Origin of the sequence: Brevibacterium sp. BDJS002, assembly GCF_028201555.1 — a bacterium.
Classification (GTDB): domain Bacteria; phylum Actinomycetota; class Actinomycetes; order Actinomycetales; family Brevibacteriaceae; genus Brevibacterium; species Brevibacterium aurantiacum.
The window spans coordinates 4036149-4050758 of the sequence record NZ_CP116392.1 but is presented as its reverse complement, the minus strand read 5'-3'; the positions used below and the strand labels follow the sequence as shown (position 1 = coordinate 4050758).

The 14610-nt window shown below is 62.8% G+C and carries 16 protein-coding genes; 8 read left to right on the top strand and 8 right to left on the bottom strand.

The window, feature by feature from the left end; translation table 11 throughout:
• The first annotated feature begins 11 nt into the window (after window positions 1-11).
• The gene (locus PGC08_RS18690) at window positions 12-665 is read left to right on the top strand and encodes an SRPBCC family protein (RefSeq protein WP_271709143.1); all 654 of its coding nucleotides are present in this window, start codon (window positions 12-14) and stop codon (window positions 663-665) included.
• Between the two features lie 32 nt (window positions 666-697).
• Window positions 698-2089 (top strand): amidase, encoded by a 1392-nt coding sequence (locus tag PGC08_RS18685; protein WP_271709142.1) that lies wholly within the window; start codon window positions 698-700, stop codon window positions 2087-2089.
• Between the two features lie 69 nt (window positions 2090-2158).
• Here PGC08_RS18685 and PGC08_RS18680 read toward each other — a convergent pair whose 3' ends face one another.
• The 4 genes from PGC08_RS18680 to PGC08_RS18665 all read right to left on the bottom strand — a co-directional run bounded on the left by PGC08_RS18680 (window position 2159) and on the right by PGC08_RS18665 (window position 6185).
• On the bottom strand, window positions 2159-3061 hold the full coding sequence (locus PGC08_RS18680) for an anti-sigma factor domain-containing protein (RefSeq protein ID WP_271709141.1): 903 nt from the start codon (window positions 3059-3061) through the stop codon (window positions 2159-2161).
• A complete protein-coding gene (locus tag PGC08_RS18675; protein ID WP_096162727.1) occupies window positions 3058-3687 on the bottom strand; it encodes a sigma-70 family RNA polymerase sigma factor in 630 nt (209 codons plus the stop codon). The genes PGC08_RS18680 and PGC08_RS18675 overlap by 4 nt, the downstream gene beginning before the upstream one ends.
• 130 nt (window positions 3688-3817) lie before the next feature.
• A complete protein-coding gene (locus tag PGC08_RS18670; RefSeq protein WP_096162729.1) occupies window positions 3818-4495 on the bottom strand; it encodes a fasciclin domain-containing protein in 678 nt (225 codons plus the stop codon).
• 142 nt (window positions 4496-4637) lie between these two features.
• The gene (locus PGC08_RS18665) at window positions 4638-6185 is read right to left on the bottom strand and encodes a molybdopterin-dependent oxidoreductase (protein ID WP_271709140.1); all 1548 of its coding nucleotides are present in this window, start codon (window positions 6183-6185) and stop codon (window positions 4638-4640) included.
• 125 nt (window positions 6186-6310) lie between these two features.
• On the opposite strand from PGC08_RS18665, the gene PGC08_RS18660 reads away from it, so the two are divergent.
• From PGC08_RS18660 to PGC08_RS18650, 3 genes are all read left to right on the top strand, one after another.
• Window positions 6311-6811, top strand: coding sequence for an OsmC family protein (locus PGC08_RS18660; protein ID WP_271709139.1), 501 nt, complete (start codon window positions 6311-6313; stop codon window positions 6809-6811).
• Window positions 6812-6954: 143 nt separating this feature from the next.
• The gene (locus PGC08_RS18655) at window positions 6955-7638 is read left to right on the top strand and encodes a trimeric intracellular cation channel family protein (RefSeq protein ID WP_271709138.1); all 684 of its coding nucleotides are present in this window, start codon (window positions 6955-6957) and stop codon (window positions 7636-7638) included.
• A gap of 89 nt (window positions 7639-7727) precedes the next feature.
• Window positions 7728-8591, top strand: a complete 864-nt coding sequence (locus PGC08_RS18650; RefSeq protein WP_009884512.1) for a PPK2 family polyphosphate kinase — start codon at window positions 7728-7730, stop codon at window positions 8589-8591.
• A gap of 19 nt (window positions 8592-8610) precedes the next feature.
• On the opposite strand, the gene PGC08_RS18645 is transcribed toward PGC08_RS18650, so the two are convergent.
• Both PGC08_RS18645 and PGC08_RS18640 read right to left on the bottom strand, forming a co-directional pair.
• On the bottom strand, window positions 8611-9033 hold the full coding sequence (locus tag PGC08_RS18645) for an OsmC family protein (RefSeq protein WP_096162737.1): 423 nt from the start codon (window positions 9031-9033) through the stop codon (window positions 8611-8613).
• A 19-nt stretch (window positions 9034-9052) separates the two neighbouring features.
• Window positions 9053-9637 (bottom strand): cysteine hydrolase family protein, encoded by a 585-nt coding sequence (locus PGC08_RS18640; RefSeq protein WP_193078878.1) that lies wholly within the window; start codon window positions 9635-9637, stop codon window positions 9053-9055.
• 153 nt (window positions 9638-9790) lie between these two features.
• Between PGC08_RS18640 and PGC08_RS18635 the strand changes: the two genes are divergently transcribed.
• A complete protein-coding gene (locus PGC08_RS18635) occupies window positions 9791-11065 on the top strand; it encodes an MFS transporter (RefSeq protein ID WP_271709137.1) in 1275 nt (424 codons plus the stop codon).
• Between the two features lie 37 nt (window positions 11066-11102).
• Here the strand turns inward: PGC08_RS18635 and kynU are convergent, their stop codons facing one another.
• Entirely contained in the window at window positions 11103-12368 is a 1266-nt protein-coding gene (gene kynU / locus PGC08_RS18630) for a kynureninase (protein ID WP_271709136.1), read from the bottom strand.
• 110 nt (window positions 12369-12478) lie between these two features.
• Here kynU and PGC08_RS18625 point away from each other — a divergent pair, with 110 nt between their 5' ends.
• Window positions 12479-12961, top strand: coding sequence for an Lrp/AsnC family transcriptional regulator (locus PGC08_RS18625; protein WP_233430327.1), 483 nt, complete (start codon window positions 12479-12481; stop codon window positions 12959-12961).
• A 57-nt stretch (window positions 12962-13018) separates the two neighbouring features.
• Here PGC08_RS18625 and PGC08_RS18620 read toward each other — a convergent pair whose 3' ends face one another.
• Window positions 13019-13723: a CPBP family intramembrane glutamic endopeptidase gene (locus PGC08_RS18620; protein WP_271709135.1), complete on the bottom strand. Its 705-nt coding sequence runs from the start codon at window positions 13721-13723 to the stop codon at window positions 13019-13021.
• A gap of 261 nt (window positions 13724-13984) precedes the next feature.
• Here PGC08_RS18620 and PGC08_RS18615 point away from each other — a divergent pair, with 261 nt between their 5' ends.
• The gene (locus PGC08_RS18615; protein WP_009884520.1) at window positions 13985-14566 is read left to right on the top strand and encodes an OsmC family protein; all 582 of its coding nucleotides are present in this window, start codon (window positions 13985-13987) and stop codon (window positions 14564-14566) included.
• Window positions 14567-14610: the final 44 nt, after the last annotated feature.

Here is a 14610-nt window from a genome sequence, read left to right as displayed (position 1 = left end):
GACTGCAACTCATGCGCATCTCTTCCGTAGCTCAGATGACGGCCGATCCTGACACCGCCTATGCGGCGTTCCACGACCCGCGGATCCTCGCTGCCACCATTCCGGGAGTCGAAGGCTTCACTCCGGTAGACGACCAGACCTATAACGTGGTTCTGACCATGGGAGTGGCAGCGATCAAAGGCACGTACAAAGGTTCGGTGGCGTTTTCACAAGAGCAGCCCCCGGCCTCGTTCGTCCTCACCGCCAAAGGTTCTGGCGGACCGGGAACCATCGGTGCCGATATCACCGTGGCGCTGGCCCCTGGTGAAGCCGGAGGTACCGAGGTCACCTGGGACGCCGACGCTGTTCTGGGAGGAGCCATCGGTGGAGTCGGCCAGCGAATGCTGTCCGGCGTGGCAAAGCGTATCGCCACAAAATTCTTCAAAGACATCGACCGGGCCATCCACGAAGGGGTCGAAGAACCTGCTGCGGCGCCCGCAGGCTCGGCCCCTGAGGTGCTTGCAGTGCCTGCGGTAGCAGGCCCTGCACCGCTGCCGGCGGCTGAACCGGCCGGAGCGGGATTCGGAACATCTGTGCGCGGCAGCGAATTCTTCGCTGGTGCTGCAGTCGGGGCAGGAGCCGCTCTGCTGGGTGTCTGCGTCGGCTTGCTGGCCGGGCGCCGTTAGTGTCAATCAGTGCAGAAGCGGACATCCATTGGATGGCACTTGCAGAACTTGCCGGTGCGCTCGCGACTGGACAACTGAGTTCTCGCGAACTCGTCGAGGCTCACCTGCGCCGCATCGACGAGATCAATCCCCTTGTCAACGCTGTGGTCACGATCGATGCTGACCGTGCGCTCGCCTCGGCGAATAAAGTCGACGAGTTGAGGGCACGTGGCACGGACCTCCCACTTCTGTCGGGCATACCTATGACTCATAAAGACACACACGAGACTGCAGGGATGCGGACGACATACGGCTCACCGATCTTTGCCGATAACGTCCCGAACCGCGACGACCTCATTGTGGCCAGGCTGAAGTCAGCAGGTGTGATCAGCACAGGCAAGAGCAACGTGCCTGAGTTTGCGGCGGGAGCTCACACCGTCAACCCTGTATTCGGAACGACACGAAATCCGTACGATCCCACTCGATCCGCATCCGGCTCGTCAGGTGGAGCCGCTGCAGCGATCGCATGCGGAGTGCAGGCAGCGGGAGACGGCTCGGATACGGGTGGGTCATTGCGTCTGCCTGCCGCCTTCAACAATATCGTGGGCCTGCGTCCATCAAATGGGTGGATTCCCCATGTGGTGCCAGACAACCCATGGGAGTGGCTGAGCCAACCGGGATTCATGGCGCGCAATGTCGCTGATGTCGCCTTGCTGATGGACTTGTGCAGCGGTCCGGACACCTGGGGACCGACCTCACGGCTGGACCTGGGACAGTTCTCGGACCTTGATACGACCACGGACTTGTCGGGGTGGAGGATCGGATTCGCTCCGGATCTCAATGGCCAGGTTGAAGTTGAAGGCGAAGTCGCCGAAGTTGTCGGCAATTCTGAAACTGTACTGACCGGATTGGGCGCGCAGCTGAGTCACGAGGCCCCGGCACTCGATGATGCTGCTGAGGTGTTTCGTTTGGCCAGGGCCTACGAGTTTGCCAAGAACTATGGGCATCTCATCGTCGACCACGCCGATCAGATGAAGAGCACTCTTCGTGGAAACATCCAAGCTGGTCTAGACCTGGGGGCCGAGGATCTCTTCGCACTTGATGCTGCTCGCGCCCGTCTGTGGGTAGCCATGCAAGACTATTTCTCGCGTCACGATGTGCTGGTGACGACTACGAGTCAGGTGGAGCCCTTCGCCGCCGAACTAGACTATCCAGACGCTCTCAACGGCAAGCCGATCAGCGACTACATGGCATGGGTCCACGCGACGAGCCTGATCTCAGCAACGGGATGTCCAGCGATCAGTGTCCCGGCGGGCTTCTCCGCAACGGGGCTGCCAGTGGGCCTGCAGTTCATCGGCCCTGTTGGTGCCGATGCACGTGTGCTCAAGGCAGCACAGGCCTTCGAAAGGGTGACGAATCACGCTCAGACCCATCCGCCGCTGTGATATCGAGCAGCGTGACCCGCGCTGCTCGACCTACGGAGACGCCTGACCCGAGATCTGAATCGGACGTGCCTACAGATCGATGGCGACGATCGGATCGGTCGTCGGCTGCTTCGAACCGCCCTCCGGCTCCACCGTGATGCCGAACAGACTGCCCGAGGTGAATGGCTCATCGGCAATCGTCACCGGCTGACCAGTCATGAGCCCCACGCTCTCGGGACCTTTGTCACCGATCACCCACATCTGCATAGACTTCCCTGCCGGAGCAGCGGCGACGTCACGAGGGGTGAACCGAATGAGCTGCTCCGTCTCAGATGAGAACACAGTGACCGAACCGCCCTCGGGCAGATCAGCATTGCTCGTCCGCAGATCTCCGGCTTCCATGAGACGAGCGGAGTCGTCGAGCTGCTGTTGAGTCGAGGCCAACTTCTCCTCAAGCTCGCTCTGCTCCTGCTGCAGCTGCCAGGCATTGGCCCCTAGGACTGCGACTGCGATGATTGCGGCCGCTGCCGCTGTCCAGGCCACCCAGGGGCGGCGCTTGCGGCGGTGCTCGGCCAGATCGGCCGGTGGTGTTGATTCGGACCGTGTCGATTCAGACTGTGCTGGAGCGGGCTGTGTCGGAGCAGCCGTTGCGGACTGCTCCGAGTGCGGTGTCTCCTGTACTTGATGTGACTCAGCGGGTGTGTCCTGGACCTGCGCGTGGGCGCCGGGGATCGCGAGAATTGCGTCCCGGGTGGCTGTACTGATGTGTTCGGGAGTGCCCGTTGAAGACCCTGCTGTAGAGGGCCCAGCTGACGAATCATCGGTCAGCTCCGCATCGGATTCGGCCATGAGCGCCATGGTGTCGGAATACGCGGCGACTTCGGACCGGAAATCGGCGTCAGCGTCGGCAAGCGCCTGTGCCTCGGCGAGTTCTGCTTCGCTGAGTCCGCCCAGGGCCAGCCCGGCAGCCAGATAGTCACGATCGGTGCTCATCGGCTTGCCTCCAACTCTTCTCGCAGCTTCTTCATTCCGTCTCTGATCCGTGACTTGATGGTACCGAGGGGCACCTTGAGACGCTCAGATATCTGAGCGTGGGTCATGCCCTGATAGAAGGCCATGACGATGGGTTGTGCCTGCTCCTCGGGAAGTATCTTCAGCGCCGTCACCGTGCGATCCGATTCCGATTTGTCGATGACGGTCTGCTCGACCTGTTCTCCCATCCCCGCCGAGGACCGCAGTCCGTCGGCCAGATCGCGATCCTGCTGGGCCTGGACGCTGCGGACGCAGTCGATGGCCCTTCTGCGACACAAGGTGATCAGCCATGCCCTGCCGGTTCCGCGTGCTGGGTCGAACCCGGCGCACCGCGTCCAGACTTCGGTGAAGCATTCCTGAAGCACCTCCTCGGCGAGGGACTGACTTCTCACGATCCGCAGGATCACCGCCATGAGGATGCGGGACTGGGCGACGAAGAGTTCTTCAAAAGCGGCGCGATCACCGTCGGCGATCCGCAGCAGCAGGTCACCGCTGGGATCGGCTGCTGTGGCTGTCCCACCGGCCGGCGCGGGGATGCCGCCACCCGGTGGTCCATGGCCTGGTGCCGTGGGATCGTCTGGACTCATTGCGCAATCATGTCATTCCCTGAACTGATAATCGGTCACTGTCCAGGTTCTGAGGGAAAAGAATTGTGGCCAAGGGCCGATCCGAGAGGTCGAAATCGGCCCTTGGCCACAGCTCTGTGAAGCTCGAATGTCACTTCGAGGGCATCATCACGGCATCCACCATGTACACGGTTGCGTTGGAGGTCTGGACTCCGCCGCAGACCAGACCGGCATCGTCGAACTTCATGTCCTCGCCTTCACCGGAGATCTTCACCTTCGAACCTTCGACGGTTTCGTGTTCGCCGGCGATCTCATCGGGAGACAGCTGTCCGGGGATGACGTGGTAGGTCAGCACCTTCGTCAGCATGTCCGAATCCTTGGCCAGCGCATCCAGGTCGTCCTTGGGAACGTCGGCGAAGGCATCGTCGATCGGAGCGATGACGGTGAACTCGTCGCCGTTGAGCGTGTCGACGAGGTCGACGTCGGGGTTGAGTTTGCCGGAGACGGCCTTGGTCAGCGTCTTGAGCATCGGGTTGTTCGATGCGGCGGTGGCGACCGGGTCCTGGGCCATTCCTTCGACGGATCCGCCGCCATCAGGGTTGGCCTCGGCGTAGGCAGCGCAGCCCGGGCCGACGAGGTTCGAGTCAGCCATGCCGGAGTCTGCTGATTCTTCCGGAGCCTGTGAGCCCCCACCCGATTCCTCTGCCTGGGTCTCTTCGCCACCGGATTCGGAGTCCGAACCCATGCTCGAGCAGCCACTCAAAGCCATGAGTGAGATGGCGCCGGCTGCCAGGACGGTTGCGGTGCGATTGCGAAGCAGTGTTTTCATCGTTCTTCTCCTTGTGAAGGTGGTGCATCAACGGTGGTGCCTATCAGCGCACAGCTCTGAAGTCGTCTTCATTGCTCGCTGTGTACCTGGTATTCGCAGCCCATGAGGTTCTGGATGGGTGATTATCGGATTTTCTTGAGAATTATTCGACGCGGAACTGGATGTGGTGGTGCCCGGTCGCGGAATTGGGGATGGACTTTCTGCGTTCGGGGGTCTGTATATTCCCGTCCTGATCGATGGCTCGGACGGTGACGGTGTGCGATCCTGCCTTGACGTCGCTGAATCCGGTCTTCCATTGACGCCAGGTGTCGATGTTGACCTCGTCGCCGAGGTCGGCCTGCGTCCATTCCCCATCGTCGAGCTTCACGTCGACCCTCTTGACCCCGCTTTGCTGCGCCCAGGCCGTGCCCGCTACGGCGAGGTCACCCGCCGCGACTTTTTCCAGAGGTTTGGGCACGTCGATGCGGGAGGCGACGAGGATGGGTGCCTTGGCGTCCCAGCCGCGGTCGGTCCAGTAGGCCGTCTTCTCATCGAAACGGGTGACTTCGAGTTCGGTGACCCACTTGGTGGCCGAGACGAAACCGTAGAGACCCGGCACGACCAACCTGGCGGGGAACCCGTGCTCGGGCGGCAGCGGCTGGCCGTTCATGCCGACGGCCAGCAGAGAATCGCGGTCATCGAGCAGGGCCTCGATCGGGGTGGAGGCGGAAAAGCCGTCAATGGAATGCGAGAGGACCATGTCTGCGTCTTTGAGGGGTTTCGCTCGGGCTAAGAGCTCACGGACGGGGTAGCCCAGCCAGGTGGCATTGCCGACCAGGTCACCGCCGACGGGATTGGATACGCAGGTGAGCGTGATGTGGTGCTCGTTGAGAGGAAGCTGCAGGAGCTCATCCATGGTGATGACGACTTCGGTCTCAACCATCCCGTGGATCCTCAGCGACCATTCCTCCGGATCGATGACCGGAGGTGCCAACGCCGTATCGATGCGATAGAAGTCCTTCGGGTCCGTGACGAAGGGTGCCAGGCCCTTGACGTCCGGATGCGCCGAGGCGGGAATCGGGGGAGCAGTCTTCGCCGGTTTCGGCAGCACCAACTTCGCCACCGCAGCCCCGGCATCCAGTGCCAAGGAAGCCACAGTCTGCCCGGCGGCTACGGCGGCGGCTCCCGCAGCACCGAAGACACCGGTGATGACGAAGAAGCGACGCCGAGAAGGAGCTGCAGATTCGGATTCTGATTCGGACTCCGGCTCATTCTCCACGTCTGGCCGGGTCGCGAGGCTGATGAGAAGACGGAAGACTGCCAGACCCAGCACGAGTCCGATGACGGTCGGGATGACGTCGGGGGCCTCGGCTTCGGGACGGATGAGGATGACGACGATGGGAATGAGGCCCGCCAACCCCAACAACGCAGTCGCTGCACGGAGATGTCGAGACGCGAGCCATCCGATGAGCCCTCCGAGCACCAGAGCGCCGAGGCCGGTGGTGAGGATCAGGAACAGCTTGTCGTTGTGCCCGAGTAAGTCGATGACAGGCTTGATGAGGCCGGCCGGAGCAATCGGAATGATCGTCTGTCCCAATGCCAGCAGAGGTGCGGCCGGCGGACCGAAGGCCCGGGCGAGGAGGTCGGCGGCACCGAACAGGACAAGCGTGGCGACGACCCCGGCGAGGGCAGTATGAAGTGGTCTTCTCATGTACGAAGATTCGGAGCACGACGCGATTCAGATGGGTCGGCCGGGAGTAACGATTCGCTCACGGGTCGCATCTCACTCACGAAATTACCAGTGAACTTGCCGTCAAGCTGACGTAGCATGGTGCAATGACTGAGAACCCAGGATACGCCGAGCCGCAGGCGCCAAGCGGAGACTCGGACGAACCAAGAAGCGCAAGTGCACCCATCTACACAGCAAAGGTCGAGAACCTCGGCGGGACCTCGGGCGAGGTTCGAGTCAAAGACGGAATGACGCTGGCGACAGCACCCACCTCACATACCGATCAGGGCAGCAACCCCGAACAGTTCCTCGCCATGGCATGGAGCACCTGCCTCGGCGAGACCCTCAAAGTCGTGCTCGCGGTCAACCAAGTCGAAGCCCTGTCCCGAGTCAGGGTCGAGGTCGACCTGCACGGAGAGTCCAACGCCGGATTCCACTTCGTGCCCCGGGCCTATATCTCCATCGACGGCGTATCCGCCGCCGACGCAGAGAAGTATGCCGGACGAGCCCACGCCAGGTGCCCGATCTCGAAGCTGCTCAAGGGACAGGGCAGCCCGAGTGTCGAGATCGAGGACTACAAGAACCCGGACAACTTCCAGCTCAGCTGACCTCCCGGCTCACTGCCGCCTCGGCGAGGGGATACTACAGTGGTGACCAGGCGTCGAGAGCTGAGATCCGGCGTCGGCAATGCTGACCGCGCACCGACCGGTGTGTGGGGCGCACCGTTGATGAGTCGGAAGGGGAGCAGGGCGTGGACATTCAGGAAGCAGTCTTTCTCGCACTCGACCTCACCGGCACCTTCGTCTTCGCCGTCTCGGGAGTCCTCCTGGCTGCCAGGCGCGGCTTCGACATCACCGGAGGCCTGGTTCTCGGGACGATGACGGGCATCGGCGGAGGCATGATCCGCGACGTCCTCCTCGACCGAGTCCCGAATGCGCTGGGCCAGCCGATCTATCTGGCCCCACCGCTCATCGCCACACTGCTCATCTACCTCATCGGCAAGCACGTCTCGAGAGCCCGAAGTCTGATCGTCACGTTTGACGCGATCGGGCTTGCGATCTTCAGTGTCACCGGGACGACGATCGCCCTCGGGGCGGGAGCGACCTACCCGGCGGCTCTGCTCATGGGTGCGCTCACGGCCTGCGGCGGCGGCCTCATGCGCGATGCAGTGGCCAGCGAGGATCCGGCGATCTTCACCGGCACCGATCTGTACCTCATCCCCGCCCTCTTCGGAGCGGGGCTGACTCTCATCGCAGATGCAACAGGAATCCTCAACAACGTGGTGTCGCTGATCATCGCCGGCCTCGCGTTCGCCTTCCGCATGCTTGCCTGGAAGCTGCAGTGGCGGGTCCCGCAGCCGATGCGGCAATGGTCGTATCGGGAGACCGAGCGGAAGATGAAGAAACTGCCTTCAGTGTTTCGCAAGCCCGACTGATCACGCAGAACCCGGTGAGAACACCTCGGTAATCGCCGGAGATCACCAAAGATATAGACGCTGACCCTCCTGCCTGCAAAGATGAAGCCATGAGCGAGAAGACAACGCAGAGTTGGAGCAGCGATCCGCAGCCATTGCTGCGGGCAGGCAAAGGATTTCGGCTCGACGAAGTCGACCCGCATTCGACCCCCGGATACGAGGGCAACAAGAAATCCGGACGCAAGGACCTCAAAGCCTGCATTCCCGAACTCGATGATCTCCAGGAGCGACTCTTCGCCGCCCATCATGACGAGGAGTCGGGCCCGGCCGTCCTCCTCATCCTCCAAGCGATGGACACCGCTGGCAAGGGCGGAATCGTGCGCCACGTCGTCGGCTCCGTCGACCCCCAGGGAGTTGAACTCGCCGCGTTCAAGGCCCCGACGAAGGAGGAGCTCTCCCACGACTTCCTGTGGCGCATCCGACCACGCGTGCCCGGGCCCGGCATGATCGGCGTCTTCGATCGCTCCCACTACGAGGATGTGCTCATCGGCAAGGTCCGTGAGCTTGCCGATGACGAAGAGATCGAGCGCCGCTACACCGCCATCAACGACTTCGAAGCAGGACTCGCCGAGGCGGGTGTGCGCATCATCAAGGTCATGCTCAACATCTCCCCCGATGAGCAGAAGGACCGACTCATGGAGCGCTTGGATCGCCCCGACAAGTACTGGAAGTACAACCCGGGTGACGTCGACGAGCGACTCATGTGGCCCGATTACATGCGGGCCTACCAGACAGTGTTCGAACGCACCTCCACCGAGGTGGCCCCGTGGTACGTCGTCCCTGCCGACCGCAAATGGTACGCCCGGATCGCGGTTCAGCGGCTCCTGCTCAATGTGCTGCGGGACATCGATCCGCAATGGCCGGCGGCCGATTTCGACATCGACGTCGAACGGGAGCGGCTGGCCGAGAGCTGAGCGACCACCTCGGCGAGGGTCAGTCGCGGTGGATGCTGAAGTCGACGTTCGTCGGGTGCTCGACCGTGCGCGAGACAGTGCAGTACTTGTCATGGGAGAGGCCGACGAGCTTTTCGACGCGGGCATCGGCCTTGCGGCCGTCCTCGTCATCGGGGAAGGCGAGGTTGAAGTCGAGGTGGACGTTGTCCACGCGGGACGCGCCGTCTTCGTCGATCTTGTCGGCCTGGGCCGAGACGTCGAAGCGCGTCGGCTCGGTGTGCCTGCTGGTCACGGTGTCGACATCGATCGAGGAGCACCCGGCGACGGCCGCGAGCAGCAGCTCCACGGGTGTCATCAGGCCCTCACCGCGGCCGAATTCGATGCTCGCACCGCTCGGCGCCGTGGCGCGGTAATGGTTCTCAGCGATCCTGGTCAGTTCGATGCTGCGCGTGTCTTCACTCATGGGCACATCATGTCAGGAATCACGGCGCAGTGAAGTCGACCTCTGATGATTCCTGGACCCGGGCGGTTCGCCCCGGGCCCGATTCGAAGCCCCAGTAGAGATTCGTGTGGGAGACCACCTGCTCCGGTGGCGGCGCACCCCAGTCGCTGAGATCTTCGGTCGTGTGCGCATCGGAGACGAGCGTGACATCGTAGCCGCGGGCGAACCCGCCGTGGATCGTGGACCTCACGCACGCATCAGATTGGGCGCCTGTGACGACGAGGTGGCCGACGTCCTTGGACGCGAGAACATCCTCGAAGTCGGTGTCCTCGAAGGTGTTGCCGTGGGTCTTCTCCACGATGGTCTCGTCATCGGCCGGCGAGAGCGCGTCGACGATCTGCCATTGCGGCGATTCCAGTGGCAGTTCTCCTGAAGAGTGTCTGACCCAGATGACTTCGGCACCGGTGTCGCGGGCGCGTTGAACGAGATCGGAGATCGTTCCGATCACCTCGTCTGCATGCCAGTTCTCGACGAAGACGCCGTTCTGGACGTCGATGACGATGAGGGCGGTCTTCTCTCGCTGTGAGGCGAGCGGCGGCTGGTGCGTGGATGTGCTCGTTGACATCTGATCCTCCTCGATCAGTTCAATGGTGACCCCATTGTCGGGCGAGATCAAGGGTCACTTCCATGTCACGGCCAGCGCCACCTCGGCGACATCGGCTTCCACGCTTCGGTACCTCGGGTTCGGCCCGACCTCGACGGTGCCAGAATGGGCCGAGTGAGTGAGATTCGAGACGATTCAGCCGACAGCTCGGCGCATCCGCGCCGCTTCGGGGTGCTGCGCAGCTGGAAGACCGCGCCCTACCTGGTCGGGTCCGGGCTGGCGATGATGGGTGACAACATCGAACACGTCATCACCTACTGGGTGCTGTGGCAGAAGTTCGAGTCCCCTGCCCTCGTCGGGTTCCAACTCATCAGCCACTGGCTGCCGTTCCTCCTGCTCTCCGTCTACGCAGGCTCTCTAGCGGAGCGCTTCGACTGCAGGCGGCTGATCCAGATCGGGCAGGGCCTGTTCATGTTCGTGTCCCTGTGCTGGGGCATCCTCTTCCTCACCGACTCGCTGCAGCTGTGGCAGGCCTGCGTGCTGCTCGTCATCCACGGACTGGCCGGCTGCCTGTGGGGCCCGGCCGAGCAGATGATGCTCTACGACTTCGCCGGACGTTCCGAACTGCCCAGCGCGGTGCGCATCAACGCGACCTTCCGCAGTCTCGGGATCCTCTTCGGGCCCGTCGTCGGCTCGGTGCTCCTGCTGTCGTTCGGCCCGACCTGGGGCATCTTCATCAACATCATCTTCTACCTGCCGCTGACGATCTTCCTCATGCGCACACCCTTCACCGGCCACACCAGGAGCGGGAGTCCGAACAAGACGCGCACGACCCTGGTGCAGTCGCTGCGGGTGCTCGTCGACGTCCGACACAACCGGTCGATCATCAGCATGCTGCTCTTAGCAGCGCTCGCCTCAATCACCATCGGAGCAGTGCTGCAGACAGCGATGCCGGTCTTCGGGGGACTGCTGACTGGCCCAGGCGGCGACAGCGACTTCACGTACGGGCTGCTGCTCTTCGCACTCGGGGCCGGAGGAGTGCTCGGCGGGTTCTTCCTCGAGGCCACTGGCTGGGTGCGACCGACCCCGGCAGCAGCCGCGGTCGCCGCCGCCGGACTCGGAGCGAGCTCGATCGTCTTCGCCTTCACCTCACATCTGTGGCGGGCGCTGATCGTGCTCGTCCTGGCAGGAGTCTGCAAGATCACCGCCGAATCGACTGAGATGGCGATCATCCAGCTCGAAGCTCCGACCGAGATCCGTGGCCGAGTCATCGGTTCTTACTCGATGTTCGGCCCCGGCATGCAGACCTTCTCCGGAGTCACCGTCGGCGTCCTCGGCACCATCGCCACGATCCCGCAGGCCGTGACGATCGGCGGCTCGGTTCTGGCCATCGGCGCGATCGGGATCGGCGCCTACGTGCTGGCAGGACGTGGGCGACGGGTCGGGTGAGCTTGCCTCAGGTGACGGCCTGACCAGGTGTGACCGTTCAGGTGACGGCGCCGCGGACCTTGTGCGCAGGAGCGTCCCAGATTCGGTTGTCGAGAATGTCGCGCAGGGCCTCGACCGTGTCCCAGACGTCGGTGAAGCCGAGGTAGAGCGGAGTCAGTCCGAACCGCAGAACCGAGGGTTCGCGATAGTCGCCGATGATTCCGCGCTCGATGAGCGCACTCATGATGGCGAAGCCCTCGGGGTGGGTGATCGAGACCTGTGAGCCTCGATGATCGTGCTCACGCGGGGTGACAAGCTCGACCGGGTGAGCGGCCAGGCGAGATTCGACGAGCTCGATGAAGAGGTCGGACAGCTGCAGGGACTTCTGCCGCACCGCGGCCATATTGACGCTGTCGGCGATGTCGAGGCCCAATTCGGCCACCGCCATCGAGATGACGCCCTGCGTGCCGGTCAGATACCGGCGAATGCCCTCGGCCGGAGCGTAGTCCGGTGACATCTCGAAGGGTTTCGCATGCCCCCACCAGCCCGAGAGCGGTTGGGTGAAACGGTTCTGCAGTGCCTCGGAGACCCAGATGAATGCGGGTGAACCCGGCCCGCCGTTGAGGAATTTGTAGGTGCAGCCGATCGCCATATCTGCGCCCGATCCGGCCAGGTCGATCTCCAGGGCTCCCGCCGAATGGCACAGATCCCAGATCACCATCGCTCCACCAGCATGGATCGCCGAGGTGGTGGTGGCCATGTCGAAGAGGCGACCCGTGCGATAGTTCACGTGGGTGAGGACGACGAGGGCCACCTCGTCGGTCATCGTGTTCGGGAACCCGGCGGTCACCTCGGCGTCATCAACGAGACGCACCTCGTAGCCGTCGTCGAGCTGCTCGGCCAGGCCCTGCAGCATGTAGATGTCGGAAGGGAAATTCTCCCGTTGAGTGAGGATGACGCGACGCCCCGGCGCATCGGCAGCCTGCATCTTCAGTGCGGCCGATGCGGCTTTGAACAGGTTGATCGAGGTGGTGTCCGTGACGACGGTGCTGCCGGTCCCACCACCGACGACGCCGGCGACCTTATCGCCCAGCTTCGCTGGCAGATCGAACCAACCGGCAGTGTTCCAGGAGCGGATGAGGCCGGTGCCCCATTCGTCCTCGATGACCTCCTGGGCACGTTCGGCCGCGCCCTTTGTTCGGGCACCCAGCGAGTTCCCGTCGAGGTAGATCGTGTCGGAGGGGAGGATGAACTCGTCTCTGAGCTTGCGCAGAGGATCGTCGCGGTCGAGGAGTTCGCAGGCTGATCGCTCGAGGGTCGTCATGACTCACCTTCATTGGGTCGGTTGATCCGGTTCACCTCACAGACTACTCAGATCACGGATATCATCGAGGCAATCCGAACAGATGGCGAGAATTGGAAGTGATTTCTGTGGTGAATTCGGAATTGATCGTCGATCATCATGCTGAATCGAACAATGTCCACCTCGCCGAGGTGGACCTGGCGATCCTGCGTGAGCTCGGTTCCGATGCTCGGATCTCCAACAAGGACCTCGCCGGTCGGGTGGGGCTTGCCCCGTCGACCTGCTCGGGCAGAGTCAGTGCACTGAGATCGCGCGGCATCATCAAGGGATTTCATGCCGACATCGATTTCGAAGCGCTCGGCCTGCACGTGTTCGGCATGATCTCCGTGCGGATGTCACCGGTGGGGAGGTCAAAGATGAGCGATGTCATCGCGGGGCTGCTCCGGGCACCTGAGACCCTTGATGTCTTCCAGGTGTCGGGGGAGCGGGACCTGCTCGTGCACATCGCCGCCGCCCATCCGACGGGACTCAACGACTTCATCGACGAGCACCTCTCGGATCCGATGATCGCCCACACGCAGACCAGTCTGGTGTTCGGACATCACCGCCCGTGAGTGAGAGGACGGCCATGCCGAAAGGAACTCAGGCGAAGACGGCCCGCCTGAGCTTCCTCACGCGAAGACGGCTTGCAGCAGAACCAGCGACGCCGTCGAATTGATCGTGATGTGCAGACCCAGTGAACCCCACAGATTGCCGTGGAACACCCGCAGCAGTGCTAGGCAGAGGCCGAGCGCAAGCATGTAGGGCAGGAGAATCGGCACGCCATGACACAGCGCGAAGATGACGGCGCTGATGACAACCGCGCATGTTGTGCCTAGGCGGCCACGAACGTAGCCGAAGATCAGGCCGCGGAAGAACAGCTCTTCCCAGGACGGGGTGATGACTGCGACGGCCGCGAACATCACGATCGCACCGGCAGCGCCGGCGTTTCCTGCCAGCGAATCGGTCGACGAGTCGCTGACAGGGTCCGAGCCGGTGATTGCGAAGACGAGGGCCTGCGTGAGGATCACCACGATCACCGCTGTGGGAATCTGCCACAGCAGATGGAAGAGGCGCAGAGAGGGGCGGGCGAAGCCGATGTCCGAGAGTCGGTGACCGCGGTGGCGCAGGATGAACGTCAGCGCCCATAGAGTCCCTGCGCTCTGCACGAGCAGCACAGCGACGATGAGGCTATCGAAATGTGCCCGGACACCTGGAACGGTGAGCCCGATGACGACGGCAGTTCCGAAGACGAGAGCAGCGATGCCGAGGACGGCTCCTGCCGCGATGAGAGGGGTCGTCGTCGAGAGTCGACTTCGAGATGGGGCTCCGCTCATGCCTCAACACTATGAGTCGTTGATCAGGCGTGTTGTCCGTCAGAAGTATGAGATTCGGTTCCCCCGATGGGACACGGGAACGAGCTTTTGACGAGCGTCAGCCTCGCCGAGCAGGCAACTGGGTTATGTCGGTATGCGTCGGCGCATTTCGTGAGTGTGACGGAGCGCGTCGGAATCTGACGAGCAGCCCGCTCGTGGGAGGCCTGTGTTCCTAGTCTGGGGATCACTCAGACGATTACCACCCACACCGAGGAGACGCTCATGACCGCCACAGCTGAAACCACCACAGGATCCACCACCGACGCTGGTTCGACCATTGCCATCAGTGCCGAGGATCGCGCCGCACGCCTCTCCTCGGCGGGGCAGGCATGGAACGACCGGATCGTCGCCTCGGTGAAGAACGCGCAGCTGGTCTTCTCTGCCAAGGGCAGTGCCCAGGGCTCGGTTTCTTCGGTCATCACTGCCGGCAAGCACACCTTCACCGTCGACGAGCCGGCCCCTTTGGCCGGCGACGATGTTGCACCGAACCCCGTGGAATACGCGCTCGGTGCCCTGATCTCCTGCCAGATCGTCGTCTACCGTCTCTATGCTCACAACCTGGGACTGACGATCGAGAACCTCGACGTCAGCGCAGAGGGCGACCTCGACGTTCGGGGACTCTTCGGTGCCGATGATTCGGTACGACCGGGGCTTTCCGCGGTCCGTGTCACCGTGAACATCACGGGCCCAGACAGTGACGAGGCCTACCAGGAGCTGCAGAAGACCGTCGATGCTCACTGCCCGGTCTTCGACATCTTCACGAATCAGACGCCCATCGACGTCACCGTGACGAAGACGAACTGATGAGTCTCGTCGGTCTATTGACATGCCGGTGAGCGAAGACGAGG

Excerpts from the sequence above, each read along its gene's own strand:
- PGC08_RS18690 (WP_271709143.1), top strand. The coding sequence starts at position 12 with ATGCGCATCTCTTCCGTAGCTCAGATGACGGCCGATCCTGACACCGCC.
- PGC08_RS18685 (WP_271709142.1), top strand. The coding sequence starts at position 698 with ATGGCACTTGCAGAACTTGCCGGTGCGCTCGCGACTGGACAACTGAGT.
- PGC08_RS18680 (WP_271709141.1), bottom strand. The coding sequence starts at position 3,061 with ATGAGCACCGATCGTGACTATCTGGCTGCCGGGCTGGCCCTGGGCGGA.
- PGC08_RS18675 (WP_096162727.1), bottom strand. The coding sequence starts at position 3,687 with ATGAGTCCAGACGATCCCACGGCACCAGGCCATGGACCACCGGGTGGC.
- PGC08_RS18670 (WP_096162729.1), bottom strand. The coding sequence starts at position 4,495 with ATGAAAACACTGCTTCGCAATCGCACCGCAACCGTCCTGGCAGCCGGC.
- PGC08_RS18665 (WP_271709140.1), bottom strand. The coding sequence starts at position 6,185 with ATGAGAAGACCACTTCATACTGCCCTCGCCGGGGTCGTCGCCACGCTT.
- PGC08_RS18660 (WP_271709139.1), top strand. The coding sequence starts at position 6,311 with ATGACTGAGAACCCAGGATACGCCGAGCCGCAGGCGCCAAGCGGAGAC.
- PGC08_RS18650 (WP_009884512.1), top strand. The coding sequence starts at position 7,728 with ATGAGCGAGAAGACAACGCAGAGTTGGAGCAGCGATCCGCAGCCATTG.
- PGC08_RS18645 (WP_096162737.1), bottom strand. The coding sequence starts at position 9,033 with ATGAGTGAAGACACGCGCAGCATCGAACTGACCAGGATCGCTGAGAAC.
- PGC08_RS18640 (WP_193078878.1), bottom strand. The coding sequence starts at position 9,637 with ATGTCAACGAGCACATCCACGCACCAGCCGCCGCTCGCCTCACAGCGA.
- kynU (WP_271709136.1), bottom strand. The coding sequence starts at position 12,368 with ATGACGACCCTCGAGCGATCAGCCTGCGAACTCCTCGACCGCGACGAT.
- PGC08_RS18620 (WP_271709135.1), bottom strand. The coding sequence starts at position 13,723 with ATGAGCGGAGCCCCATCTCGAAGTCGACTCTCGACGACGACCCCTCTC.
- PGC08_RS18615 (WP_009884520.1), top strand. The coding sequence starts at position 13,985 with ATGACCGCCACAGCTGAAACCACCACAGGATCCACCACCGACGCTGGT.